At 57.4% G+C, this 23,118-nt stretch carries 22 protein-coding genes; 9 read left to right on the forward strand and 13 right to left on the reverse strand.

Annotated features, from left to right (window positions below):
• Positions 1 to 3: 3 nt before the first annotated feature.
• A complete protein-coding gene (gene erpA / locus AC2AXP_RS15875; RefSeq protein ID WP_039991152.1) occupies positions 4 to 348 on the reverse strand; it encodes an iron-sulfur cluster insertion protein ErpA in 345 nt (114 codons plus the stop codon).
• Between the two features lie 89 nt (positions 349 to 437).
• A complete protein-coding gene (clcA, locus tag AC2AXP_RS15880) occupies positions 438 to 1,877 on the reverse strand; it encodes a H(+)/Cl(-) exchange transporter ClcA (RefSeq protein ID WP_039992422.1) in 1,440 nt (479 codons plus the stop codon).
• Positions 1,878 to 2,056: 179 nt separating this feature from the next.
• On the opposite strand from clcA, the gene hemL reads away from it, so the two are divergent.
• A complete protein-coding gene (gene hemL, locus AC2AXP_RS15885; protein ID WP_004955345.1) occupies positions 2,057 to 3,346 on the forward strand; it encodes a glutamate-1-semialdehyde 2,1-aminomutase in 1,290 nt (429 codons plus the stop codon).
• A gap of 49 nt (positions 3,347 to 3,395) precedes the next feature.
• Here hemL and ampE read toward each other — a convergent pair whose 3' ends face one another.
• Positions 3,396 to 4,250 carry a beta-lactamase regulator AmpE gene (gene ampE / locus AC2AXP_RS15890; RefSeq protein ID WP_004955346.1) on the reverse strand — a complete coding sequence of 285 codons (855 nt, stop codon included), beginning with the start codon at positions 4,248 to 4,250 and terminating at the stop codon, positions 3,396 to 3,398.
• 209 nt (positions 4,251 to 4,459) lie between these two features.
• Here ampE and nadC point away from each other — a divergent pair, with 209 nt between their 5' ends.
• The 4 genes from nadC to hofC all read left to right on the forward strand — a co-directional run bounded on the left by nadC (position 4,460) and on the right by hofC (position 8,627).
• Entirely contained in the window at positions 4,460 to 5,350 is an 891-nt protein-coding gene (gene nadC, locus AC2AXP_RS15895; RefSeq protein WP_273871075.1) for a carboxylating nicotinate-nucleotide diphosphorylase, read from the forward strand.
• 201 nt (positions 5,351 to 5,551) lie between these two features.
• Entirely contained in the window at positions 5,552 to 5,995 is a 444-nt protein-coding gene (ppdD, locus tag AC2AXP_RS15900; RefSeq protein ID WP_484381800.1) for a prepilin peptidase-dependent pilin, read from the forward strand.
• Positions 5,992 to 7,431, forward strand: coding sequence for a type II secretion system protein GspE (gene gspE / locus AC2AXP_RS15905; protein WP_484381801.1), 1,440 nt, complete (start codon positions 5,992 to 5,994; stop codon positions 7,429 to 7,431). The genes ppdD and gspE overlap by 4 nt, the downstream gene beginning before the upstream one ends.
• Positions 7,428 to 8,627, forward strand: coding sequence for a protein transport protein HofC (gene hofC / locus AC2AXP_RS15910; protein WP_371901992.1), 1,200 nt, complete (start codon positions 7,428 to 7,430; stop codon positions 8,625 to 8,627). Before gspE ends, hofC begins: the two co-directional genes overlap by 4 nt.
• A gap of 40 nt (positions 8,628 to 8,667) precedes the next feature.
• Here the strand turns inward: hofC and AC2AXP_RS15915 are convergent, their stop codons facing one another.
• Positions 8,668 to 9,711 (reverse strand): GMP reductase, encoded by a 1,044-nt coding sequence (locus tag AC2AXP_RS15915; protein WP_004955353.1) that lies wholly within the window; start codon positions 9,709 to 9,711, stop codon positions 8,668 to 8,670.
• A 316-nt stretch (positions 9,712 to 10,027) separates the two neighbouring features.
• Between AC2AXP_RS15915 and coaE the strand changes: the two genes are divergently transcribed.
• From coaE to yacG, 3 genes are read left to right on the forward strand one after another with little or no spacing between them, the layout of a single operon-like run.
• Positions 10,028 to 10,642: a dephospho-CoA kinase gene (gene coaE / locus AC2AXP_RS15920; RefSeq protein WP_039992424.1), complete on the forward strand. Its 615-nt coding sequence runs from the start codon at positions 10,028 to 10,030 to the stop codon at positions 10,640 to 10,642.
• Between the two features lie 5 nt (positions 10,643 to 10,647).
• Positions 10,648 to 11,400, forward strand: coding sequence for a cell division protein ZapD (gene zapD / locus AC2AXP_RS15925; RefSeq protein WP_198773281.1), 753 nt, complete (start codon positions 10,648 to 10,650; stop codon positions 11,398 to 11,400).
• 48 nt (positions 11,401 to 11,448) lie between these two features.
• Positions 11,449 to 11,646 (forward strand): DNA gyrase inhibitor YacG, encoded by a 198-nt coding sequence (yacG, locus tag AC2AXP_RS15930; protein ID WP_004955361.1) that lies wholly within the window; start codon positions 11,449 to 11,451, stop codon positions 11,644 to 11,646.
• 95 nt (positions 11,647 to 11,741) lie between these two features.
• Here yacG and mutT read toward each other — a convergent pair whose 3' ends face one another.
• From mutT to secM, 3 genes are all read right to left on the reverse strand, one after another.
• Entirely contained in the window at positions 11,742 to 12,146 is a 405-nt protein-coding gene (gene mutT, locus AC2AXP_RS15935; RefSeq protein ID WP_004955363.1) for an 8-oxo-dGTP diphosphatase MutT, read from the reverse strand.
• Positions 12,147 to 12,256: 110 nt separating this feature from the next.
• Complete coding sequence (gene secA / locus AC2AXP_RS15940; RefSeq protein ID WP_039991157.1) at positions 12,257 to 14,968, reverse strand: preprotein translocase subunit SecA; 2,712 nt, start codon at positions 14,966 to 14,968, stop codon at positions 12,257 to 12,259.
• A gap of 85 nt (positions 14,969 to 15,053) precedes the next feature.
• Positions 15,054 to 15,587, reverse strand: coding sequence for a secA translation cis-regulator SecM (secM, locus tag AC2AXP_RS15945; protein ID WP_039991158.1), 534 nt, complete (start codon positions 15,585 to 15,587; stop codon positions 15,054 to 15,056).
• A gap of 26 nt (positions 15,588 to 15,613) precedes the next feature.
• Here secM and AC2AXP_RS15950 point away from each other — a divergent pair, with 26 nt between their 5' ends.
• Positions 15,614 to 16,138, forward strand: a complete 525-nt coding sequence (locus tag AC2AXP_RS15950) for a DUF721 domain-containing protein (RefSeq protein WP_004955366.1) — start codon at positions 15,614 to 15,616, stop codon at positions 16,136 to 16,138.
• A gap of 166 nt (positions 16,139 to 16,304) precedes the next feature.
• On the opposite strand, the gene lpxC is transcribed toward AC2AXP_RS15950, so the two are convergent.
• From lpxC to murC, 6 genes are all read right to left on the reverse strand, one after another.
• A complete protein-coding gene (lpxC, locus tag AC2AXP_RS15955; RefSeq protein WP_004955367.1) occupies positions 16,305 to 17,222 on the reverse strand; it encodes a UDP-3-O-acyl-N-acetylglucosamine deacetylase in 918 nt (305 codons plus the stop codon).
• A 103-nt stretch (positions 17,223 to 17,325) separates the two neighbouring features.
• Positions 17,326 to 18,480: a cell division protein FtsZ gene (gene ftsZ / locus AC2AXP_RS15960; protein WP_004955368.1), complete on the reverse strand. Its 1,155-nt coding sequence runs from the start codon at positions 18,478 to 18,480 to the stop codon at positions 17,326 to 17,328.
• A gap of 74 nt (positions 18,481 to 18,554) precedes the next feature.
• Positions 18,555 to 19,811, reverse strand: coding sequence for a cell division protein FtsA (ftsA, locus tag AC2AXP_RS15965; RefSeq protein ID WP_004955369.1), 1,257 nt, complete (start codon positions 19,809 to 19,811; stop codon positions 18,555 to 18,557).
• On the reverse strand, positions 19,808 to 20,671 hold the full coding sequence (gene ftsQ, locus AC2AXP_RS15970; protein WP_004955370.1) for a cell division protein FtsQ: 864 nt from the start codon (positions 20,669 to 20,671) through the stop codon (positions 19,808 to 19,810). Before ftsQ ends, ftsA begins: the two co-directional genes overlap by 4 nt.
• A 1-nt stretch (position 20,672) precedes the next feature.
• On the reverse strand, positions 20,673 to 21,593 hold the full coding sequence (locus AC2AXP_RS15975) for a D-alanine--D-alanine ligase (RefSeq protein WP_004955372.1): 921 nt from the start codon (positions 21,591 to 21,593) through the stop codon (positions 20,673 to 20,675).
• A complete protein-coding gene (gene murC / locus AC2AXP_RS15980) occupies positions 21,586 to 23,061 on the reverse strand; it encodes a UDP-N-acetylmuramate--L-alanine ligase (protein ID WP_198773280.1) in 1,476 nt (491 codons plus the stop codon). The genes AC2AXP_RS15975 and murC overlap by 8 nt, the downstream gene beginning before the upstream one ends.
• Positions 23,062 to 23,118 lie beyond the last annotated feature (57 nt).

The raw sequence follows: 23,118 nt of genomic DNA on the forward strand, positions 1-23,118 counted from the left end.
GCATCAGATGCTGAATGAAGAACCGCAACCGCAGGTGGTTTTGGCATTCGGGTTGGTGACCACAAAACGTGAACCTTCCAGCCCTTCGGTATAGTCCACCGACCCGCCGACCAGATATTGCAGACTCATTGGATCAACCACCAGCGCTACGCCCTGTTTCTCAATGGTCATGTCGCCTTCGTTGATCTTGTCGTCGAAAGTGAAGCCGTATTGGAATCCGCTGCACCCACCGCCGGTAATGTAAACCCGCAACTTCAGGTCCGGGTTTTCTTCATCAGCAATCAGGAATTTCACCTTCTTTGCTGCCGCCTCGGTAAATTGCAGGGGCAGTGCCGTTTCATCGCTCATACTCGTTACTCCCAACATTGTTCAGCCTCAGGTCGCGACGATGGCAGCCTGATTAATATTAACGATTATCCAATACCTGAGTGTTGCGTTCAAGTATTCGCCGCATTTGTTGCATCTTCTTTACCTGTTTTATCGGCCGTGGCCTGGGTCTGCTGCGCTTCCTGCTTTTCTAACGTGCGGGCCAACAGTGAAGAATACAAGGGCTTACCACCGAGTAATTGCGCCACCAGCGTCGCGCCGAGGCAGGTTATAATCATTGGTAATATCAACTGATAATTGTCGGTCATTTCCAGCACCAGCACGATGCCGGTCAGCGGTGCACGTACCGTGGCGGCAAACAGCGCGCCCATTCCGGCAATGGCGAAGGTACCGGCTTCAAGGCCGTACTGCGGAAATAAATGCCCGCTGGCCAAGCCAAATGCGGTACCGAACAAGGTGCCCAACGCCAGCATCGGCGCAAAAATGCCGCCAGGCGCGCCGGAGGCAAAGCACAACAGGGTGGTTACAACGCGCGCAATAAAAATGAACATCAGCATGCCGACGGTGTAATTGCCCGCCGCAGCAATCGGTATCAGGCCAAAACCGCCGCCCGCCGCCTGCGGCTGGATCAGGCCGAGAATGCCGCACATGCCGCCGAGTAGACCGCCGATCAGCAGGATCTTGCGCATGTTGCCGCCGTGAATACGTGCAAACATATCCTGAGTGCGAAATATCAAGCGGTTAAACATCACGCCAACCGCACCGAATACCGCGCCGAGCACCAGATACAGCCACAGGGTATTGGTGGGTGCCGAAGACAATTTGCCCACCTCAATCACCGAGTGTTGCCCATTGAAAATCTGGAACACCACCGCCGACATGATCACGCCGATAAACACCGCTTTTATCGAAATCAGGTTATAACGAAACTGCGGTCGCATCTCTTCGATAATGAACAGAATGCCGGCCAATGGCGCGTTGAACGCGGCGGAAAGCCCGGCAGCCGCGCCGGTGGCCAACAGAGAATGGCGCGCTTCCGCGCCGCGAATGCGGAAAATATCCAGCACCATACGCCCGACGTTGCCGCCCATCTGTACCGTTGGCCCTTCGCGCCCGAGCACCATGCCAGCCCCCAGCGTGCCCATGCCGCCGATGAATTTCACCGGAATCACTCGCCACCAGCGCACCGGCCGTAACTCTTCCAGCGCACCTTCGATTTCAGGAATGCCGGATCCGCCGGCTTCCGGTGCAAAGCGTCGCACCAGGTAATAGCCAAGCACCGCCAGCGCTGCGGAGAAAAGAAACGCCAGCGGCCAGACCAGAAACCAGTAATTGGCAACATAGGCCAGACCGGAGAGCCGTTGCTGCTGAACCCAATCCACGGCTTTCTCAAACGCGACGCCCAGCAGACCGGCCAGGGTGCCCACCAGCGCCGCCATCACCAGTATCGCCACCGGCGTTTTGTCGCGACGCATAAATTGGCGCACCCGGTCGCTGGGCTTCAGGTGCGCAAAACGCACCCGCGGAGGTTGCTTTTGTAAATCAGTCATCATGAGTTATTTATTATTGGCAAGATAAGTAATACAAATAGCGAGCGGGTCATTCTAGCGCAGACTGACGCTTGCCGCCCGGCGAAATAGGTATCTGACTGTGATCGTTTCATAACGGCGCACACTTCTCTAGAATATGCCGGTCAAATTAATTTAATGAAACTTCCAGGAGCCGATTTATGAGCTTGCACAGCAAGTCCGAAAGTCTGTATGCACAGGCGCAACAGTTGATCCCGGGTGGGGTTAACTCTCCGGTGCGTGCATTCACCGGTGTAGGCGGTGTACCGCTGTTTATCGAGCGTGCCGACGGCGCTTATCTGTTTGATGCCGATGGCAAAGCCTATATCGATTATGTCGGTTCCTGGGGCCCGATGGTGCTGGGACATAATCACCCGGCCATCCGCAACGCGGTTATCGAAGCGGCCGAACGCGGTCTGAGCTTCGGCGCACCGACCGAGATGGAAGTCAAAATGGCCGAACTGGTGACCGAACTGGTACCGACCATGGATATGGTGCGCATGGTGAACTCCGGCACCGAAGCCACCATGAGTGCCATTCGCCTGGCTCGCGGCTATACCAACCGTGACAAGATCGTCAAGTTTGAAGGCTGTTACCACGGCCACGCCGACTGCCTGCTGGTAAAAGCCGGTTCCGGCGCGCTGACGCTGGGTCAGCCCAACTCTCCGGGCGTGCCGGCAGATTTCGCCAAGCACACCCTGACCTGCACCTATAACGATCTGGATTCGGTGCGCAGCGCGTTCGAACAGTACCCGTCAGAGATCGCCTGCATCATCGTTGAACCGGTTGCCGGCAACATGAACTGCGTGCCGCCGCTGCCCGAATTCCTGCCCGGCCTGCGCGCGCTGTGTGACAAATACGGCGCACTGCTGATCATCGACGAAGTGATGACCGGTTTCCGCGTGGCGCTGGCTGGGGCACAGGCCTACTATCAGGTGGAACCGGATCTGACCTGCCTGGGCAAAATCATCGGTGGCGGTATGCCGGTAGGGGCGTTCGGCGGCCGTCGCGAAGTGATGGCGGCGCTGGCGCCGACCGGCCCGGTCTATCAGGCCGGTACGCTGTCCGGTAATCCGATCGCCATGGCCGCCGGCTTTGCCTGCCTGAATCTGGTTGCCCAGCCGGGCGTACACCAGACGCTGACCGAGCTGACAGAAATGCTGGCAACGGGCCTGCTGCACGCCGCCAAAGAGGAGAATATCCCGCTGGTAGTCAACAACGTCGGCGGCATGTTCGGCCTGTTCTTTACCGACGCCACCACGGTGACCTGCTATCAGGACGTGATGCAGTGCGATGTGGAACGCTTTAAGCGTTTCTTCCACCTGATGCTGGATGAAGGGATTTATCTGGCGCCGTCGGCCTTCGAAGCCGGTTTTATGTCGGTGGCACACAGCAAGGAAGATATTCAGCGCACCATCGATGCGGCACGCCGCTGCTTCGCCAAACTGTAAGCGCGTCAGCTAAAAAGGATAACGGGCGCCTTATGCGCCCGTTTTTTGTTTACAGCAAGGTGCCGTAAATCGTCAGCAGCGCCACCACCACCACCACTACCATGGTAACTTTACGCGCCAGCGTCACCGCAGCACGTGGCGTTTGTACCGGATCGGTATGTGGCTCGCGCGCCAAAGAGAACTGCGCCAGACGAGTCAGCACCTGATACTGCGAGGTGCGGCGATCGCCCAACGAGGCAAACCAGGCCGGCAGCGCCTTTTCACCATGGCCGATCAGCGCATACGCCACGCCCACCAGGCGTACCGGGATCCAGTCCAGCCAATGCAGCACGCTGTCGATGCCGGAGCGCGAACGTTCCAGCGGTGTATTGTGACGCGCCAGCCAGGTCTGATAGGCACGCAGAAAGGCATAACCGGCCAACGCAATCGGCCCATAAGGCCCGCTGACCACAAACCAGAACAACGGCGCCAGGTAATAACGGTAGTTGATCCACAGCAGCGCATTCTGCAATTCGCGCAACCGATCTGCTTCACTGCAATCCACCGGTAGCCCGTGGATCAGCGCCAACTCTTCCGCCAGTTGATCGCTGGCATGGGCGTCGCCCTGCCGCGCCGCCTTCAGATAGGCACGGTAGTGCTTGCGTTTGATACCGGCCCCTACGCACAGCAGGCTGATAATCACCCACAGTGCCAGCGTAAGCACGCCGAAGAACAGCCCCTGCGACAGCCACAAAAGTGCGCCGACCACCACCATCCAGCCGAGCACCAGAGCCAGCGTTTGCACCAGCGAGAAGCGCTGCAGTCGATGAAACACCACCTCCAGCCGGTGATCCAACTGCCAGTGTTCGCCCAGTTTGAACAGGCGTTCCCATGCCAGAACCAGTAACAGCGTAAACAGCGTCATTAGCTATGTTTCTCCCTTATTATCACGCCCAGCCGGGTGCCAGGGCTAAACTGCGTTGCTCCACAGATGCCAGATAATTCTTGCTGCCGATAGCGGATAATACCTGATTCATATTTCAGTAACAGCGACCCGCTCTGCCGGTGGTACTTATCTTTGCAACAGAGTAGCATGTTTCAACTTCTTCCTAAGTCCCCTTTTCGGAGTCACCTATGCCGACACGTCGCTACAGTGCCGACAGCCGCCGCAGCGAGCTTCTTACACGAATTGAGCATGACATTCCCTATGCCGTAGCCCAGGCGCTGCGGGAAGATCTGGGAGGTGAAGTGAATGCGGATCGTGATATTACCGCCCAGTTGCTGCCGGCCGACAAACAGGCGCAGGCCACTATCATCACTCGCGAAGCCGGCGTTTTTTGCGGGCAACGCTGGCTGAACGAAGTCTTTATCCAATTGGGCAATCAGATCCAGGTTGAATGGCTGGTCGCCGACGGCGATGCGCTGATCCCCAACCAGCCGCTGTGCCGTTTGCACGGCCCGGCCCGCATTTTGCTGACCGGCGAACGCACCGCGCTGAACTTTGTGCAGACCCTGTCCGGCGTCGCCAGTGAAGTCAGCCGTTATGTCGCTCTGCTGGCTGGCACCCGCACCCGTCTGCTGGATACCCGCAAGACGCTGCCAGGCCTGCGTACCGCCTTGAAATATGCGGTGCTGTGCGGCGGCGGCGGCAATCACCGTTTGGGGCTGTCCGATGCGTTTCTGATCAAGGAAAACCATATCATCGCCGCCGGCTCGATCAAAAACGCGGTGGAGCAAGCCTTCTGGCTACACGACGATGTGCCGGTAGAGGTGGAAGTGGAATCGCTGGACGAACTGCAGCAGGCGTTGGAAGCCGGGGCCGATATCGTCATGCTGGACAATTTCAGCGTCGACATGATGCGCCAGGCGGTTGCCCTGACCCAGCAGCGTGCCCAATTGGAAGTCTCCGGTAATGTCACCCATGAAACTCTGCGTGAATATGCTGAAACCGGCGTCGACTATATTTCGGTTGGCGCGCTCACCAAGCATGTTACCGCACTCGATCTGTCCATGCGCTTTAATTAACGCCCTCATCTTACCGTCTCCCGCATCAGGCGGGAGACCTGTCTACCAAGTCAGATTGCGCTGCATGCCGCATAAATCATGCCGCTCGCTGCAACAGCCAGTCTTTTTGTCGAAACGGCGCGCAACCTGACCAACCGCCCCTCGCCCGACGTCATTCCAGGTATTACCGTTGCTGCCTTATTCATAAGGAGCAAGCAATCAATGGACAGCCAACGTGGATTTACCCTGATCGAACTGATGGTCGTGATCGCCATCATCGCCATTCTCAGCGCTATCGGCGTCCCCGCCTATCAGCGTTATGTCCAGAAGGCCGCCATGACCGACATGTTGCAAGCGATGGCCCCGTATAAAATGGCGGTCGAGCTTTGCCTGCTGGACCACGGCAACCCGAGCAGCTGCAATGCCGGCAGCAAAGGTATTCCAGAAGGCGCGGCATCCCGCTATGTCAGCAATGTTCAGGTACAGCAAGGTGCGATCGTCCTTACCGGCAGCCAAACGCTGCAAGGCCTGACGGTGGCGCTGACGCCAGAGCAAAATAACGTCGGACTGACGCGCTGGACCCGCCGGTGCAGCGGCGACAGCGACGCGTTGAAACAGATATGCCAGGACGTGTTCCGCTTCGATGATACGGCTCAAGAGGCATGACGGGCCGCGACATCAGCGATGAAATCCAGGTGCTGTGTCAACGCTACCAGGCGCTGGCGCTGAGCCAGGATGAGACGCGGCTGACCATCGCCTTGAATGGCGATCTACCGACCTTGCTGTTGCAGGCGCTGCGCCTGGCCAGTGGCAAGCAGGTGGTGGTCGAGCAATGGCCGCTGGCGCGTCTGGAGCAGGCGCGCAATCAACAGCAGAATGTGGCATCGTCAACGCAACGCATCGCCAGCGATGACGCCACGCCCTCGCTAAATGATGACAGCGATGCGCCAGCGGTGCGCTTTATCAATCTGACATTGCGCAGCGCGATCCAGCGCCGGGCCTCCGATGTGCACTTTGAACCTTATCAACACCAACTGCGCGTACGCCTGCGCATCGACGGCGTGCTGCAGGCCGTGGTTTCGCCGCCCTTCGCGCTGGCAGCACGGGTGATCGCACGGCTGAAGATCATGGGACAACTGGATATCGCAGAACGCCGCTTGCCACAGGACGGGCAGCTCGGCGTACAGTTGGATCACGCCAGCTATTCGATGCGCATTTCCACTCTGCCGACGCTGTACGGCGAAAAAGTGGTTTTACGCATCTTGCAAACCGACCGGCAGGAGCTGTCGCTGGAACAGTTGGGCATGAGTCCGGCCGATCGCGATCGCTTTGCCGGCGCGCTTGCCAACCCTCAGGGTCTGATCCTGGTCACCGGCCCGACCGGCAGCGGCAAAACCGTCACGCTGTACAGCGGCCTGCGGCAGTTGAACGATCAACAGAGCAATTTGTGCAGCGTCGAAGATCCAATCGAGATCCCGGTATTCGGCATCAACCAGACCCAGATCAACGCGAAAACCGATCTAGGCTTTGCGCGGGTATTGCGCGCATTGCTGCGGCAGGATCCGGACGTGATCATGATCGGCGAGATCCGCGACGCGGAAACGGCAGAGATCGCCGTCAAGGCGGCACAGACTGGACATCTGGTGCTGTCGACGCTGCATACCAACTCCACCAGCGAAACCTTGACGCGCTTGACTCACATGGGGGTGGCCGGCTACCTGCTGGCCGCCAGCCTCAAGTTGGTCATCGCACAGCGGCTGGTGCGCCGGCTGTGCGTACATTGCCGCTATCTGCTCGCCGAGCCGCAACGCTTCCCGCCGGACATCTGGCCCGAACCGCTAGTCCCCTGGCGCGCGGAGGGCTGCGAACACTGCTTTGGCGGCTACTACGGCCGGATCGGCATTTATGAACTGCTGTATATCACGCCGGAGGTGCAACAAGGGCTGCTGCAAAATCTGGCCGCCAGCCAGTTGGCTGCCATTGCCCGTCAACAGGGGCAGCATTCGCTGCTGCAAGCCGGCCTGGCGCTGGCGACGCAGGGAGTGACCTCGCTGGAAGAAGTGTACCGGGTAATTGGCAGCAACCAGGAGCGACAGCGATGAAGGCCCGGCGGCTATTCCGTTGGCAAGCCGTTGATGCACAAGGTGAGCTTCGCCAGGGCGCCGTACTGGTCGAGGCAAAGCCACAGGTTTATCTCTGGCTGATTGAACAGGGCTTGCAACCCTGTCGCGTCGGCGGAGGTAAACGGATCGGCGCTCGCCAATGGCGTGGTGAGGCGTTAATCCAGTTCACCCGGCAGTTGGCCACCCTGCTACAGGCCGGACTCCCGCTGGTCAATACGCTGCAATTACTGGCTCAGGAGCATCCGTGCGCCGCGTGGCGCTGCCTGTTGGCCGATCTCGGCGCGCTGGTCGCGCAAGGTCAGCCATTTTCCGAAGCGATCGCCGATTACCCACAGATTTTTCCGCAGGTATACCGACAGCTGATTGCCATTGGCGAACTGACCGGCAACCTCGATCGCTGTTGTTGGCAATTGGCGCAGCAGCAGGATCAACAGCAAAAATTGCAGAAAAAAGTGGTCGCCGCGCTGCGCTACCCGCTATTTGTCTGCACGGTGGCATTGCTGGTCAGCATCGTGATGCTGGTGATGGTGCTCCCCGAATTTGCCAAGGTTTACCAATCGTTTGATGCCCCGCTGCCGTGGTTTACCCAGGGGTTACTGGCGTTGTCCAGCCTATTGATTGATGTCGGGCCTTATCTGTTGACGATAACCGCCGGCGTAGTCGCGGGCTACTGGCGCTATTTGCATCCCCGCTCTGACTGGCAGCGGCGAGAGCAACGGCTGCTGCTGCGGTTACCGCTGATTGCACGTCTGATCGCTGGCGGCTGCCTGAGCCAGATATTCCGCACGCTGAATATGACCCAGTTGGCAGGATTAACGCTGGTTGACGGGCTGAATGCGGCACGGTTGGCGGTAGACAATCCGTTTTTTCGCCAGGCGTTGGAGAGCATCCAGCAGCAACTGGCGCAGGGGGTGTCTTTCCACCGCGCACTGGGGGAGCAGCCGCTGTTCCCGGCTCTTTGCCAACAATTGGTTCGGGTTGGTGAAGCGTCCGGCACGCTGGACACCCTGTTGGGAAAATTGGCACAGTGGCATGAACAACAGACACACGAGCTGGCGGATACTTTGGCGCAAACGCTGGAGCCGGTATTGATGCTGACGGTGGGCGCTATTGTCGGCGGCTTGGTGATCGCCATGTATCTGCCGATCTTTCAGTTGGGAAACGTGCTGGGTTAACTGGCAAAACCCCCGCGGCTGCGGGGGTGAGGCACATCGGTTACTTGGCGCCGAAAACGCGGTTTTCCTGCTCCGCCACGCGAATAAAGGTAGTGCGCTTGGTCAGCTCTTTCAGGCGTTCTGCCCCTACGTAGGTACAGGCCGAGCGCAACCCGCCAAGGATGTCGCGAATGGTGAACTCCACCTCGCCGCGCAACGGCAGCTTGACCGTCTTTCCTTCCGCCGCGCGGTACTCGGCGACGCCGCCCACGTGGCGCTTCATTGCCGATTCTGAGCTCATGCCGTAGAACAGCATGAATTTCTCGCCGTTTTCTTCCACCACGCTACCTTCGCATTCGTCATGACCGGCCAACATACCGCCCAACATGACGAAATCGGCACCGCCGCCAAAGGCTTTTGCCACATCTCCCGGCACCGAACAGCCACCGTCGCTAACGATTTGTCCGCCCAGACCGTGCGCAGCATCCGCGCATTCAATCACCGCCGACAGCTGTGGATAGCCGACGCCGGTTTTCACCCGCGTGGTACAGACGGAGCCAGGACCGATGCCAACCTTGACGATATCCGCACCAGACAGGATCAGCTCTTCGACCATTTCACCGGTAACCACGTTGCCGGCACAGATGACGTGTTGCGGGCAGGCTTCGCGCGCTTTTTGCAGGAAGGCGACAAAATGCTCGGAGTAGCCATTGGCTACGTCGATGCAGATGAATTTCAACGCCGGAGACAGTGCCAGGATCTGCTTCATTTTCACAAAGTCGGCGTCAGAAGTGCCGGTAGATACCATCACATGGCGCAATGTGGCTTCGGGAACGCGCTGAACAAATTCAGCCCATTGTTCAACGGAATAGTGTTTATGCACCGCGGTGAGGACGTCAAAAGAAGCCAGGGCTTCAGCCATGCGGAAGGTGCCCACCGTGTCCATATTGGCGGCGATGATCGGTACGCCTGACCATTTACAACCGGAGTGTTTGAATGCGAACTGGCGGGCCAGTTCAACCTCAGAGCGGCTTTTCAGCGTGGAGCGCTTAGGGCGGATCAGTACATCTTTAAAACCCAACTTCAAATCTTCTTCAATACGCATGACAACTGATTTCCTGGTTTATGGCGACGGATCGCAGGGTGGTGATCGAATCTTTTAGTGCCAGTTCCAGTGGAGTTATCATACGCCGGAATAAACACGCGGCAAGACTGCGATTTCATCTTTATTTACGCTACAATCACAGAAATTTACCCATGCAAATGCAGTGTGATGCTGCGCTCACTTTTCCTGCCGTAAGCAAAACTCCCGGTCTTGCGTGACCGTGACAACAGAGTGCGTGCGTCAACTTGCACTTCTGTGCGATCGCTTTATGATTCGTCTATTATTTTTTTATGAATTTCGGGTGCATCCACAGACCATGACCTACATAGTTGCGTTGACCGGCGGTATTGGCAGCGGTAAGTCCACCGTGGCTGACGCCTTCGCGCGCCATGGCGCGCCAATCGTTGATGCCGACGTGATCGCCCGCCAGGTAGTACAGCCCGATACGCCGGCATTGGCCGCCATCGCCGCGCATTTTGGTAAGGAAATATTGCAGCCGGACGGCACGCTTGACCGCGCGACGCTGCGTGAACGCATCTTTAGCCAGCCGGACGAAAAGGCCTGGCTTAATCAACTGCTGCATCCGCTGATCCAGCAGGAAACTCAACGGCAACTGGCTCAGACTACCCACCCGTACGCGTTGTGGGTGGTGCCGCTGCTGGTCGAGAATCATCTCCAGTCGCGCGCCGACCGCGTGCTGGTGGTCGATGTCGATCGCGAAACACAGTTGGCCAGGACCATCGCCCGCGACGGCATCAGCCGCCAGCAGGCGCACAACATTTTATCTGCCCAGGCAACGCGCGAGCAGCGCCTGGCCGCGGCGGATGACGTTATTGACAATAGCGGCACCGCTCAAGGGATAGAGCCACACGTCGCCGCCTTGCATCGCCGCTACCTCGAACTGGCAGCATCGGCGCCCCAACAGGATTAAACTGAATGAGTGACGCTTCTCCAACCGTTCTCTTTGAACACCCGTTGAACGAAAAAATGCGTACCTGGCTGCGCATTGAATTTTTATTACAGCAGTTGCACGGTCAGCGAGCGCTGAGCGAAACCGCTATCGCCCTGACTTTCTTTCGCACGATTTCCGATCTGCTGGACGTGCTGGAGCGCGGAGAAATTCGTACCGAACTGTTGAAAGAACTGGAGCGCCAGCAGCAGAAACTGCTGCAATGGGCCGACGTACCGGGCGTCGACATGACGCGGGTCGATCAACTGCGCAATCAGTTGAAACAACGCTCAAGCCAGTTGATGTCCGCGCCGCGCATGGGTCAGGCATTACGCGAAGACCGCCTGATCGCCCTGGTGCGGCAACGGCTGAGTATTCCTGGCGGCTGTTGCAGCTTTGATTTGCCGACGCTGCATATGTGGATGCACGCCGCGCAACATGAGCGTGATGACGACGTCGCACAGTGGCTGCAAACCCTGGAGCCGTTGCATCAGGCGCTGACCATGATCCTGAGCCTGATCCGTCAGACCGAGCCGTTCCGCAACCAGATCAGCCTGAACGGCTTCTATCAGGATAATGCCGAAGGTGCCGATCTGCTGCGTTTGCGCATCGATCTGGCGCATCAGCTGTATCCGCAGATCTCCGGCCACAAGACGCGTTATGCGATCCGTTTTTTACCGCTGGACAGTGAGCACGGCCAGGTTCCCGAGCGTCTGACATTTGATTTGGCGTGTTGTTAGTTTTTGAATAAAAAGGCCTTTGGCATTAACCAAGGCTAAGGAAGCAAGATGACTACCGTAGTAAAATGCCCAACCTGTGGCAAAGGCGTGGTATGGGGCGAAGTCAGCCCGTATCGTCCGTTTTGCAGCAAACGCTGCCAGCTGATCGATCTTGGCGAATGGGCCGATGAAGAAAAGCGCATTCCCAGCAACGGTGATTTGAACGAAAGTGATGAATGGTCTGAAGAACAGCGCGATCGGGATTAACGACGCGTGCACCAACAGCACCACTGGCGGGCACCCAGTCCAGTGGAAGCGCTGCTAACATTGTTTAAACGGCCTGCTGATGCAGGCCGTAATGATTATTGTGCCGCGTTGGCCAGTGCTACCAGCCGTTGTACGATGGTGAGGTTGGCCGGCGGAAACTCGTCCGCCTGCAAATCTGCCTGCCTGACCCAGCGCATCGGTTGCCCCTCTCGACCAAACGGTTCACCCTGCCAGCTTTCCACCAGATAGAAATTCAGCGTCACGATACGATCGGTAAATTGGTGCTCCAGCACCTCCAGCAGTTCGGCGCCTTCGGTCTTGATTCCGGTCTCTTCCAGCAATTCTCGGGTCAACGCCTGCTGCGGCGTTTCCCCCTGTTCAATTTTACCGCCTGGGAACTCCCAGAATCCGGCCATGTGCGCATCTGCCGCACGGCGGGTGATAAAGATTTCCTGTTGAGCATTACGGATGATGCCCACGGCGATGTTGACATGTTTCATCGCAAACTCCTTGATAGCGGCGTGATATTGCAGCCCATCTGACGGCAGCGCCGGATACAGCTGGGGCCGGACATGCCGGCCCCAACGGGTTAATCAAGCTGCACCGCAGCTTACTTTTGCAAACGGCCGTGACACTGCTTGTATTTCTTACCTGAACCGCACGGGCAAGGATCGTTACGTCCTACCTTGCGCTCGGCGCTGGCCGGCGCGTTCGGATCTTCCGTTACCAGCGAATTCTCATCTTTATGGCTCAGCTGTTGCTGCTGCGCCAGACGTTCCGCTTCTTCACGGCGCTGTTGCTCCAGCGCTTCCACTTCTTCCGGCATCCGTACCTGAACCTTGCTCAGCACGCTAATCACTTCATACTTCAGCGACTCAAGCATTGCGGCAAACATGGCGAACGATTCACGCTTGTATTCCTGCTTCGGATCCTTTTGCGCATAGCCGCGCAGGTGGATGCCCTGACGCAGGTAATCCATCGCTGCCAAATGCTCTTTCCACAGGGAATCCAGCGTTTGCAGCATCACGCCTTTTTCGAAGTTGCGCATCATCTCGCTGCCCACAACCTCTTCTTTGCGCTGATACTCTTCTTTTGCGTTGTCCAGAATGCGCTCGCGCAGCGTTTCTTCGTGCAGCTGCGGTTCTTTGTCCAGCCATTCCGCAATCGGCATATCCAGATCAAAATCGTTTTTCAGGCGCTCTTCAAGGCCCTGTACGTCCCACATTTCTTCCAGCGACTGCGGCGGAATGTAGTTATCGATGGTGGCCTTAAACACGTCTTCACGGATGCTGGCAATGGTTTCGCTGACGTCGGACACGTCAAGCAGTTCATTACGCTGGCTGTAAATCGCGCGGCGCTGATCGTTGGCCACATCATCGTATTCCAACAATTGCTTACGGATGTCGAAGTTACGGCTTTCCACTTTACGCTGTGCGTTGGCGATGGCCTTGGTCACCCACGGGTGTTCAATCGCTTCGCCCTCTTTCATCCCCAGTTTGCGCATCATGTTGGAAACGCGATCGGAGGCAAAAATACGCATCAACGCATCTTCCATCGACAGATAGAAGCGTGATGAACCGGCATCACCCTGACGGCCGGAACGACCGCGCAGCTGGTTATCGATACGGCGAGATTCGTGGCGCTCGGTACCGATGATGTGCAGACCGCCGGATGCCAGCACCGCGTCGTGACGCAGTTGCCATTCCTGTTTGATAGCGGCAATCTGCTCTTCGGTTGGCGCTTCCAGCTTGGCAATTTCTGTCTGCCAGCTGCCGCCCAGCACGATGTCGGTACCGCGACCGGCCATGTTGGTAGCGATGGTTACCGCGCCAGGCTGACCAGCCTGTGCCACGATGTCCGCTTCCATGGCGTGGAATTTGGCGTTCAATACCTTGTGGTCAATGTTAGCCTTCGCCAGCTCGCGGGAAATCACTTCCGACTTTTCGATCGAGATGGTCCCCACCAGCACCGGCTGACCATTCGCCGTGCGTTCACGGATATCTTCAATGATTGCACCGATTTTCTCGAGCTCGGTCATGTACACCAGATCCGGCATGTCCTTGCGCAGCATTGGACGGTTGGTCGGCACCACGATGGTATCCAGCTTGTAAATCGAGCTGAATTCAAACGCTTCGGTATCGGCGGTACCGGTCATGCCGGCCAGTTTTTCATACAGGCGGAAATAGTTCTGGAAGGTGATCGAAGCCAGGGTCTGGTTTTCGTTCTGAATCTCTACGCCTTCTTTCGCCTCGACCGCCTGGTGCAAGCCGTCCGACCAGCGACGTCCCTGCATGGTACGACCGGTGTGCTCATCGACGATAATCACTTCGCCGTCTTTCACGATGTAGTCAACGTCACGGGTAAACAGCACGTGGGCACGCAGGGCGGCGGTGACGTGGTGCATCAGCATGATGTTGGTCGGTGAATACAGGGATTCACCCTCTTCCATAATGCCGGCGTCGACCAGCATTTCTTCGATCAGGATCAGTCCACGCTCGGTCAGGTGAACCTGGCGCGCCTTTTCGTCCACCGAAAAGTGGCCTTCGCCCTGGAAGCTGTCAGAGTCTTCTTTTTCCTGGCGAATAAGTTTTGGAATCAGCTTGTTAACCTTGATGTACATTTCCGAGCTGTCTTCCGCCGGGCCGGAGATGATCAGCGGCGTACGCGCTTCGTCGATCAGGATCGAGTCAACCTCATCCACCAGCGCATAATGCAGCTTGCGCTGTACACGTTCTTCAGGGCTGAACGCCATGTTGTCACGCAGATAGTCGAAGCCGTATTCGTTGTTGGTGCCGTAGGTGATGTCTGCGGCGTAGGCTTCACGCTTGGCCGGCGCCGGCATGCCCGGCAGGTTGATACCGATGCTCAGACCGAGGAACTCGAACAGCGGACGGTTGTTTTCGGCATCGCGCTGCGCCAGATAGTCGTTGACGGTTACCACGTGCACGCCGCGGCCGCTCAGGGCATTCAGGTAGGCAGGCAGTGTTGCAGTCAGGGTTTTACCTTCACCGGTCCGCATCTCGGCGATGCAGCGGTCGTTCAGGACGATACCGCCCAGCAGCTGGACGTCGAAGTGACGCATGCCGAATACGCGCTTGCTCGCTTCACGCACTACGGCGAAGGCTTCAGGGATCAGCGACTCCAATACTTCGCCTTTCTTCAGGCGTTCGCGGAATTCGTTGGTTTTGGCTTTCAGCTCGTCATCGGACAGTTTTTCCATGTCCGGTTCCAGACGGTTGATTTGCTCAACCACTTTGCGCATACGGCGCAGTGTACGATCGTTACGGCTACCAAAAACTTTGGTCAATAATTTAGCTAACATAATATTTGATATCTCTGTCATGACCGCCCAGACAGGCGATCGACTTGCTGTTATTTTGTTGGTATCGGTGCCCAGAGGGCGAGAATCAGCTGCGAAGCGTCGGCCCGGCGCGAATGCCCTGCACCTGCGCGAGCCATAGCCCCGCCTGATGCTGCGCCAAAGAAGGATGGACAGAATGATGGGTATCACGAATGATGGTCGGCGGCTTCGGCTCATGCGTCAGCAACGCGTTCAGCGTTGACAGCAGCGCCAGTCGTTCCACCTGCAGTGGCGGTTCGGCGGCTTCAACCTCGCTTTCCTGTACCCGGGCATAAACTACCTGCGGTGCCAGGGCAAAAGAGAGGTGACGAATGACGGTACGTAGCGCATGCTGCTGCCAATAGTCGACGCTAAAGGTCGGGCGACGGGGCGCATCTTGCAACAAAGCCAGACTGTTAAAGGCGTTGGCTGCGGAATTTTGCCGGTTAAGGCTGGACGAGGTACTCGGCAAGGCGGCCTGTTCGGCGTTGCCCGACAGATTTTGCGGTACGCCAAGCGTGGCCGCTACCATCCCTAGCAGGAGATGAGGCCAAAAATAACGTCTGCCAAATTGTCGCCAACGATTTAGAATACCGATCACAAGTTTATAATCCGCCGGAGCCCATTATGCGCGATAGCCGTCCACAATTATTAGATGTCCTGTTCGACGAAGCGTCCGCAGCAGATAAGGGGCCGTTGCACAATGTACAACAGCGCGCCGTAGCGCTGCTGAAGCTGAATCGTGCGGTCAAGGGCTTATTGCCTGCTCAACTGCACCCCTGGTGCCGCGTCGCGAACTTCAGACAGGGTATTTTAGTGCTGGAAACGGCAAATGCCAGTTGGATGATGCGCTTGCGCTACGAACAGCCTAACTTGTTATCAGCACTAAGAGCGCAAATTCTACCATCATTGTCATCGATCGACATCAGGATTAATCCTGCGTTGATGGCGAAAAGCGCTAATCTGCAGCAGAAGACGGATAAAACGCCGGCGAACGGTCAGACAGATGCGCCAATGCGCACGCTAAGCGTGGAAAGTGCGGAACAATTGAGGGGATTGGCCAGTCGCAGCCCGGAAAAATTGCGCAAGACGCTGGAACGACTGGCATCGATGGCCGGAGAGGGTGCCAACGCTACCAGTCGTGACAAATAACCAGCGATATCTACCCGTTACGCTTCAAGCCGCATCGCAGGCGCGCGGTTCAGCCCATCCCGGTCGTTTGCCTGAGCAGATGACTCGGGAGGGTGAGCTTGCGTTTAGCTCGGCCTGTTGGCCGCACTGCGCCGCCGTGATGCGCTCGACGTTCTCGGGTACAGGCTTATGCCAATACGGTGGACGGTGCCTTGAATGCCAATGGCATTTCGGCTTCGTCCTGGAAGGTGACGAATTCCCACGCTTCCTGTTTGGCCAAGACGGCCTGCAGCAATTTGTTATTCAATGCGTGGCCAGACTTGTACGCGGTAAACGCGCCAATGATGTTATGACCGCACATAAACAGGTCGCCGATGGCGTCCAGCATTTTGTGGCGCACGAATTCGTCTTCAAAACGCAGACCGTCTTCGTTCAGCACACGGTAATCGTCGACCACGATGGCGCAATCGAAGCTGCCGCCCAGGGCCAGGCCACGGGATTGCAGATATTCGATATCACGCATAAACCCGAAGGTACGCGCACGGCTGATTTGACGCACGAACGAGTCGGCAGAAAAATCCAGGCGGTAGCGCTGGGTGCTGGCATCAATCGCCGGGTGGTTGAAATCAATGGTAAAGTCCAGGCGGAACCCGTTATGCGGGGACAGCTCGGCCCATTTATCGCCATCTTCAACACGCACTGTGTCTTTCAGACGCAGGAATTTCTTCGCTGAGTTCAGTTCTTCGATGCCGGCATCCAGCAACAGGAAGACGAACGGACTGGCGCTACCGTCCATGATTGGGATTTCGGCGGCGTCAACTTCAATAATGATGTTGTCGATGCCAAGCCCAGCCAGTGCGGCATTAAGATGCTCAACGGTAGAAATACGCACGTCATGCTCGTTCACCAGACAAGTACAGAGCATGGTATCACGCACGGATTTTGCATCAGCCGGAAAATCAACCGGTGGATTCAAGTCAGTGCGACGATAGATGACCCCGGTATTAGCCGGCGCTGGGCGCATGGTCAGCGTGACTTTCTTGCCGGTATGCAAACCGACACCAGTCGCCTGAACAATACGTTTTAATGTCCTTTGTTTGATCATCGTTTTATCTCGCAATGTTATCCATCCTACCAGCCAAGCATACAGCAAGGCCGGCGGGACAGTTTAGCACAAAGAGCGGAGATTCCAAATTATCAGGAAATTCTTAGTCTGCCTGCTTGCGCAGGAAGGCCGGGATATCCAGATAGTCAGGCTCTTTATTCGGTTGCGCGTTCTGATCGTTAACCACCTTGGCAGCAGGCTTCACTTCCTGTTGCAGCGGAGCCATACCGTGCTGCTGGTAACGGTGATCCATCACTGGCTGGCTGACCTGCTTGTTGGTCACCAGGGTGATTTCAGGACGTTTGTCCATGCCAATACCGGTAGCCACTACGGTGACACGCAGTTCGTCGTTCATTTCCGGATCCAGTGAGGTACCGATTACTACGGTCGCATTGTCGGAAGCAAACGCACGGATGGTGTTACCCACGGTTTCGAACTCATCCAGACGCAGGTCGAAGCCGGCGGTAATGTTAACCAGAACGCCGCGCGCGCCGGACAGATCGATATCTTCCAGCAGCGGGCTGGAGATGGCCATTTCAGCGGCTTCTTCAGCACGGTCTTCACCGCAGGCAACGCCAGAACCCATCATCGCGTAGCCCATTTCGGACATCACGGTGCGCACGTCGGCGAAGTCGACGTTCATCAGGCCCGGACGGGTGATCAGTTCGGCAATGCCCTGCACCGCGCCTTTCAGCACGTCGTTGGCCGCACCAAAGGCGTCCAGCAGAGAAATACCGCGTCCCAGTACTTTCAACAGCTTGTCGTTCGGGATGGTGATCAGTGAGTCCACGTGCTTGGACAGTTCGGCGATACCCTGCTCAGCGAACGCCATGCGTTTCTTGCCTTCAAAATTGAAAGGCTTGGTAACCACGGCTACTGTCAGGATCCCCAGATCCTTGGCAACTTCGGCCACCACAGGTGCAGCACCGGTACCGGTACCGCCGCCCATACCGGCTGCGATGAAGACCATGTCTGCACCTTCCAGAGCGGCGCGCAGGGCTTCACGGTCTTCTTCCGCCGAATTGCGACCCACTTCGGGGTTCGCGCCTGCACCCAGACCTTTGGTAATACCGCTACCAATCTGGATGGTTTGGCCAACTGCCGTTTTACGAAGCGCCTGAGCGTCTGTATTAACGGCAAAGAATTCAACACCTTCGATGCGCTCACGCACCATGTGTTCAACGGCGTTACCGCCGCCACCGCCGACGCCGATGACTTTAATCACCGCGTCATTGGTTAGTTCCATTGGTTCAAACATAGTTTCTCTCCGTTTTGTGCCTGTCGCTGCGAGATCATAAAAAGATTACTCAGCATGATCTCTTAGTTGAAACATTAAAACTCTTTTCTCAGCCAGCTATTGATACGTTTAAACCAATTGCCCACCGAGGCGCGTTTTTCTACTTCTGACTCACCGCTGAGGTGAGACTCTTTTCCATAGTGCAGCAGACCTACCGCCGTTGAGTAGTAAGGCTCCTGCGCATAATCCGTCAGACCCGTGATGTTCAAGGGTTGGCCGATGCGTACCTGGGTGTGGAACACCCGTTGCGCACAGGCTGCCAGGCCATCAATCTGGGCGGCACCGCCGGTCAGCACAATACCCGCTGCCAGATGGTGCTTCACCCCTTGCTGACGCAGTTGCTCCTGCAATTGCAAAATTTCATCGTTAACCAGATTCAACAGTTCGGCGTAGCGTGGCTCAATGACTTCAGCCAGTGTCTGTCTTTGCAGACTACGCGGAGGACGTCCCCCGACGCTAGGCACCTCTACACTCTCATCCTTGCTAACAATCGACCCAAGCGCACAACCGTGTCGAACTTTAATTGCTTCTGCATCCGTCGGCGGCGTGCCGAAGGCGTAGGCGATATCGCTGGTGACCACGTTGCCGGCATACGGGATAACCTTGGTATGGCGCAGCGCGCCACCGGTATACACCGCCATGTCCATGGTGCCGCCACCGATATCCACCACGCAAACGCCGAGTTCGCGTTCATCTTCGGTCAGTACCGCATAGCTGGCGGCCAGACCGGCGAAAATGAGTTGGTCAACTTTCAGACCGCAACGTTCAACCGCTTTGACAATGTTTTTTGCCATGTCGTTATGGCAGGTAATCAGGTGCACCTTGGCTTGCATACGCACGCCGGACAACCCCACCGGGTTTTTGATGCCTTCCTGATAGTCGATGGCATATTCCTGAGGAATCACATGCAGAACGCGATGCTCATCGCGCACACGCACCGACTTGGCGGTATGGACGACGTTCTCCACATCCTCCTGGGTCACTTCCTCTTCTGAAATAGGAACCATCCCTATTTCGTTCTGGCAACTGATATGTTTGCCCGATAATGCGAGGTAGACCGAAGAAATCTGGCAGTCAGCCATCAGCTCGGCCTGATCGATAGCGCGCTGTACGCACTTCACTACCGACTCCAGGTCGTTAACGCCGCCCTTATCCATACCCCGGGACGGACAGCTGCCCACCCCGATAATGTTGACCATGCCATCGGGCAGAACTTCCCCTACCAATGCGGCGACTTTCGCCGTACCGATCTCCAGTCCAACTACCAGTTTTCTGTCCGTCGACTTGATCATTGTTGTTTTGCCTGTGCCTGATTTTGTTGCTGATTACTGTTTTGCTGTTGACGTGCCGCCGCATCGCCTGCCTGCGAGTCTATCGGCAACGGGGACCAACCCACCGATGCACCTGCGTCATAACGCAGGTCGACATAACTGACACGCTTGCCTTCCGCCTGGCCCTGTTGCTCCAGTACCGGATACAGCTCGATAAAGCGTTGCAGGCGCCCCGCGCGGTCGTCACGCCCCAGTTCCAGCCGGACATCGTTATCCAACGCCAGTTGCCAAGAGTGACGCGCCGTCATCGACGCCATCTTCAGCGTAAACTTGCCGGTCGCCAACGCATTGCTCATGGTCCGATACCCTTCCAGGACGTCTTGTTCGCTCCCTTCCGGACCATAGAGCAACGGCAATTTTTGCTTGCCGACACGTGCTGCCGGCACGCTGAACGATTTGCCCTCGGCATCCACCATGTGCAAATCATTCCAACGCGCCACCGGGACATATTCCACCAAATGGATTTTCAGCTCATCCGGCCATTGCTTGCGCACGCTGGCCTGCTTAATCCACGGCAACCGCTCAATCTGCTGCTGGATGACATCGACATCCTGCGTCATGAACGTGCCTGGCGATCCCAGTGCCAGAATAGCCTGGCGAATATCATCGTTGGTGGTGTAATGGCGTTCGCCGGTTACCACCAGCCTTGAGAGCGGCAGGCGACTGGCGTCTTTCATCCAGCCAATCACCGCCCAGCCGCTCCACAGGACCGTTCCCAACACCATCAGCAGGAAAACGATCCCTGCCAATTGGCTTCCGTTGCTGCGACGCGGGTTATTTTCAACCTCGCGTTCGCGCGCATTCAGGGCAGCTTGCGACATATCAGTCGGCCAACTCCAAAATTCTCGCCACCAGCTGCGAGAAATCCAATCCAAACTGGCGCGCTGCCATCGGCACCAGGCTATGACTGGTCATGCCTGGCGAGGTGTTCACCTCAAGCAGATAGAAGCTGCCATCGTTATCCTGCATTACGTCAACCCGACCCCAGCCGCTGCAATCAAGGCCACGATAGGCCCGAGCCGCCAGCGCAGCCAGCTCGCTTTCCTGCTCGGCGCTCAAGCCGCTCGGACAGAAGTACTGGGTATCGTCCGAGATGTATTTGGCCTGATAGTCGTAAAACACGCCGGCCGGCTGAATGCGGATTGACGGCATCAATTGGTCACCCAAAAATGCCACGGTATATTCCGGGCCACTCAGCCACTTTTCGACCAGCACGTCGTCGTCATGACGGAACGCCTCGTCCAGCGCCGCGACGAGTTCGCCGAATTCGCTGACCTTGCTCATACCGACGCTGGAACCTTCACGGCTCGGCTTGACGATCAGCGGCAGGCCCAGTGCCTCCACGCTTGCCAGCAACTGGCTTTTCGCCTCACCGACAAACTCCGCACGGTGCAATGCCACGTAGGGTGCTATCGGCAGCCCCATCGACTGCCACACCATTTTGGTGCGCCATTTGTCCATGGTCAGCGCCGATGCCATCACGCCGCTGCCGGTATACGGCAGGTCGAGGAATTCCAGCATCCCCTGCAGCGTACCGTCTTCACCGCCGCGGCCGTGCAGCGCGATAAATACTTTGCTGAAACCCTGCGCCTTCAACTGGGCCAGCGGGAAGTCACGTGTATCAATGCCGTGGGCGTCGATACCGGCTTCGCGCAACCCGGCCAGCACCGCTGCGCCGGATTGCAGAGAAACCTCACGTTCAGCGGAGGTGCCACCCATCAGGACGGCGACTTTGTCAGCCATGCTGTTCCTCCTCGTTGTTCGGCGACTGCAGTTTCAATTCAGCCAGTTTACGGGCGATTTTGCCGACGTTGCCGGCGCCCTGCACCAACACCAGATCGTCATTTTGCAACAGCTGCGCCAAGGTTTCCGACACCGTATCCGCGTCGGACACCAGGATCGGATCCAACTTGCCGCGGTTGCGAATAGTACGGCACAGCGAACGGCTGTCGGCACCCGGGATCGGCGCTTCCCCCGCCGGGTACACGTCCAGCATCAGCAATACGTCAACCTGAGACAGCACGTTGGCAAAATCGTCGTACAGATCGCGCGTACGCGTGTAACGGTGCGGCTGGAAAATCATCACCAGACGCTTGTCCGGCCAGCCGGCGCGCGCCGCTTTGATGGTGGCGTCCACTTCCGTCGGGTGATGGCCATAGTCATCCACCAGCATCGCACTGCCCGCCTTGCCGTTAACCGGCGTCAACGGATACTCGCCAAGAAAGTCGAAGCGACGGCCGGTGCCCTGGAAACCTGCCAGCGCGCGCAGAATATCGTCGTCGTCAATGCCTTCTTCGGTGGCTACCGCCACCGCCGCCGCCGCGTTCAGCGCATTATGGCGGCCCGGTGCGTTCAGGGTCACCGTCATCAGCGGCTTGTCCTGACGGCTCAGGGTAAAGTGCCCTTGCGGACCACGCTGGCTATAGCTCTCAATACGCACGTCGGCATCGTCGCTAAAGCCGTAGGTAGTGACGTGGCGACCAACGCGTGGCAGCAGTTCACGCACCACCGGGTCGTCAATACACATCACCGCACGGCCGTAGAACGGCAGGTTGTGCAAGAAATTGATAAACGTCTGTTTCAGGTTCTCGAAGTCGCCATGGTAAGTGTCCATGTGGTCGGCTTCGATGTTGGTGACAATCGCCACCATCGGTTGCAGATGCAGGAACGACGCATCGCTCTCATCGGCTTCCGCAATCAGGTAACGGCTCGACCCCAGACGCGCATGGGTGCCTGCCGCCTTTACCAGCCCGCCGTTGACGAACGTCGGATCCAGGCCGGCTTCCGCATAAATGCTGGAAACCATCGCCGTGGTGGTAGTTTTGCCGTGCGTTCCCGCCACGGCGATACCGTGACGAAAGCGCATCAATTCGGCCAGCATTTCTGCGCGACGGATCACCGGGATACGCGCCTCGCGCGCGGCGACTATTTCCGGATTGTCGGACGGGATCGCCGTCGACACCACCACCACGCTGGCATCCAGCACGTTTTCCGGCCGGTGATGGAAGTAAATTGTCGCGCCCAGTGCGCTCAACTGCTGGGTCACCGGGTTCGGTGCCAGATCCGAACCGCTGATCTGATACCCTTCATTAGCCAACACTTCGGCGATACCACCCATGCCGGCACCACCGATGCCGACAAAGTGAATGTGCCGGACGCGTCGCATCTCGGGCACGAAAGTACGTAGTTTCGCCAGTTGCTGTGTATTCATCACTCTCTCTAATCCAGGTTCGGCGCACCGAGCCCTTACATGACGTTGCTGTATTTA

This window comes from Serratia sp. Sp408 (assembly GCF_057180665.1).

Excerpts from the sequence above, each read along its gene's own strand:
- yacG (WP_004955361.1), top strand. The coding sequence starts at position 11,449 with ATGACTACCGTAGTAAAATGCCCAACCTGTGGCAAAGGCGTGGTATGG.
- gspE (WP_484381801.1), top strand. The coding sequence starts at position 5,992 with ATGACGGGCCGCGACATCAGCGATGAAATCCAGGTGCTGTGTCAACGC.
- hemL (WP_004955345.1), top strand. The coding sequence starts at position 2,057 with ATGAGCTTGCACAGCAAGTCCGAAAGTCTGTATGCACAGGCGCAACAG.
- hofC (WP_371901992.1), top strand. The coding sequence starts at position 7,428 with ATGAAGGCCCGGCGGCTATTCCGTTGGCAAGCCGTTGATGCACAAGGT.
- murC (WP_198773280.1), bottom strand. The coding sequence starts at position 23,061 with ATGAATACACAGCAACTGGCGAAACTACGTACTTTCGTGCCCGAGATG.
- AC2AXP_RS15975 (WP_004955372.1), bottom strand. The coding sequence starts at position 21,593 with ATGGCTGACAAAGTCGCCGTCCTGATGGGTGGCACCTCCGCTGAACGT.
- zapD (WP_198773281.1), top strand. The coding sequence starts at position 10,648 with ATGAGTGACGCTTCTCCAACCGTTCTCTTTGAACACCCGTTGAACGAA.
- erpA (WP_039991152.1), bottom strand. The coding sequence starts at position 348 with ATGAGCGATGAAACGGCACTGCCCCTGCAATTTACCGAGGCGGCAGCA.
- ampE (WP_004955346.1), bottom strand. The coding sequence starts at position 4,250 with ATGACGCTGTTTACGCTGTTACTGGTTCTGGCATGGGAACGCCTGTTC.
- ftsZ (WP_004955368.1), bottom strand. The coding sequence starts at position 18,480 with ATGTTTGAACCAATGGAACTAACCAATGACGCGGTGATTAAAGTCATC.
- ftsQ (WP_004955370.1), bottom strand. The coding sequence starts at position 20,671 with ATGTCGCAAGCTGCCCTGAATGCGCGCGAACGCGAGGTTGAAAATAAC.
- secA (WP_039991157.1), bottom strand. The coding sequence starts at position 14,968 with ATGTTAGCTAAATTATTGACCAAAGTTTTTGGTAGCCGTAACGATCGT.
- mutT (WP_004955363.1), bottom strand. The coding sequence starts at position 12,146 with ATGAAACATGTCAACATCGCCGTGGGCATCATCCGTAATGCTCAACAG.
- nadC (WP_273871075.1), top strand. The coding sequence starts at position 4,460 with ATGCCGACACGTCGCTACAGTGCCGACAGCCGCCGCAGCGAGCTTCTT.
- lpxC (WP_004955367.1), bottom strand. The coding sequence starts at position 17,222 with ATGATCAAACAAAGGACATTAAAACGTATTGTTCAGGCGACTGGTGTC.
- ppdD (WP_484381800.1), top strand. The coding sequence starts at position 5,552 with ATGGACAGCCAACGTGGATTTACCCTGATCGAACTGATGGTCGTGATC.
- clcA (WP_039992422.1), bottom strand. The coding sequence starts at position 1,877 with ATGACTGATTTACAAAAGCAACCTCCGCGGGTGCGTTTTGCGCACCTG.
- ftsA (WP_004955369.1), bottom strand. The coding sequence starts at position 19,811 with ATGATCAAGTCGACGGACAGAAAACTGGTAGTTGGACTGGAGATCGGT.
- AC2AXP_RS15915 (WP_004955353.1), bottom strand. The coding sequence starts at position 9,711 with ATGCGTATTGAAGAAGATTTGAAGTTGGGTTTTAAAGATGTACTGATC.
- AC2AXP_RS15950 (WP_004955366.1), top strand. The coding sequence starts at position 15,614 with ATGCGCGATAGCCGTCCACAATTATTAGATGTCCTGTTCGACGAAGCG.
- coaE (WP_039992424.1), top strand. The coding sequence starts at position 10,028 with ATGACCTACATAGTTGCGTTGACCGGCGGTATTGGCAGCGGTAAGTCC.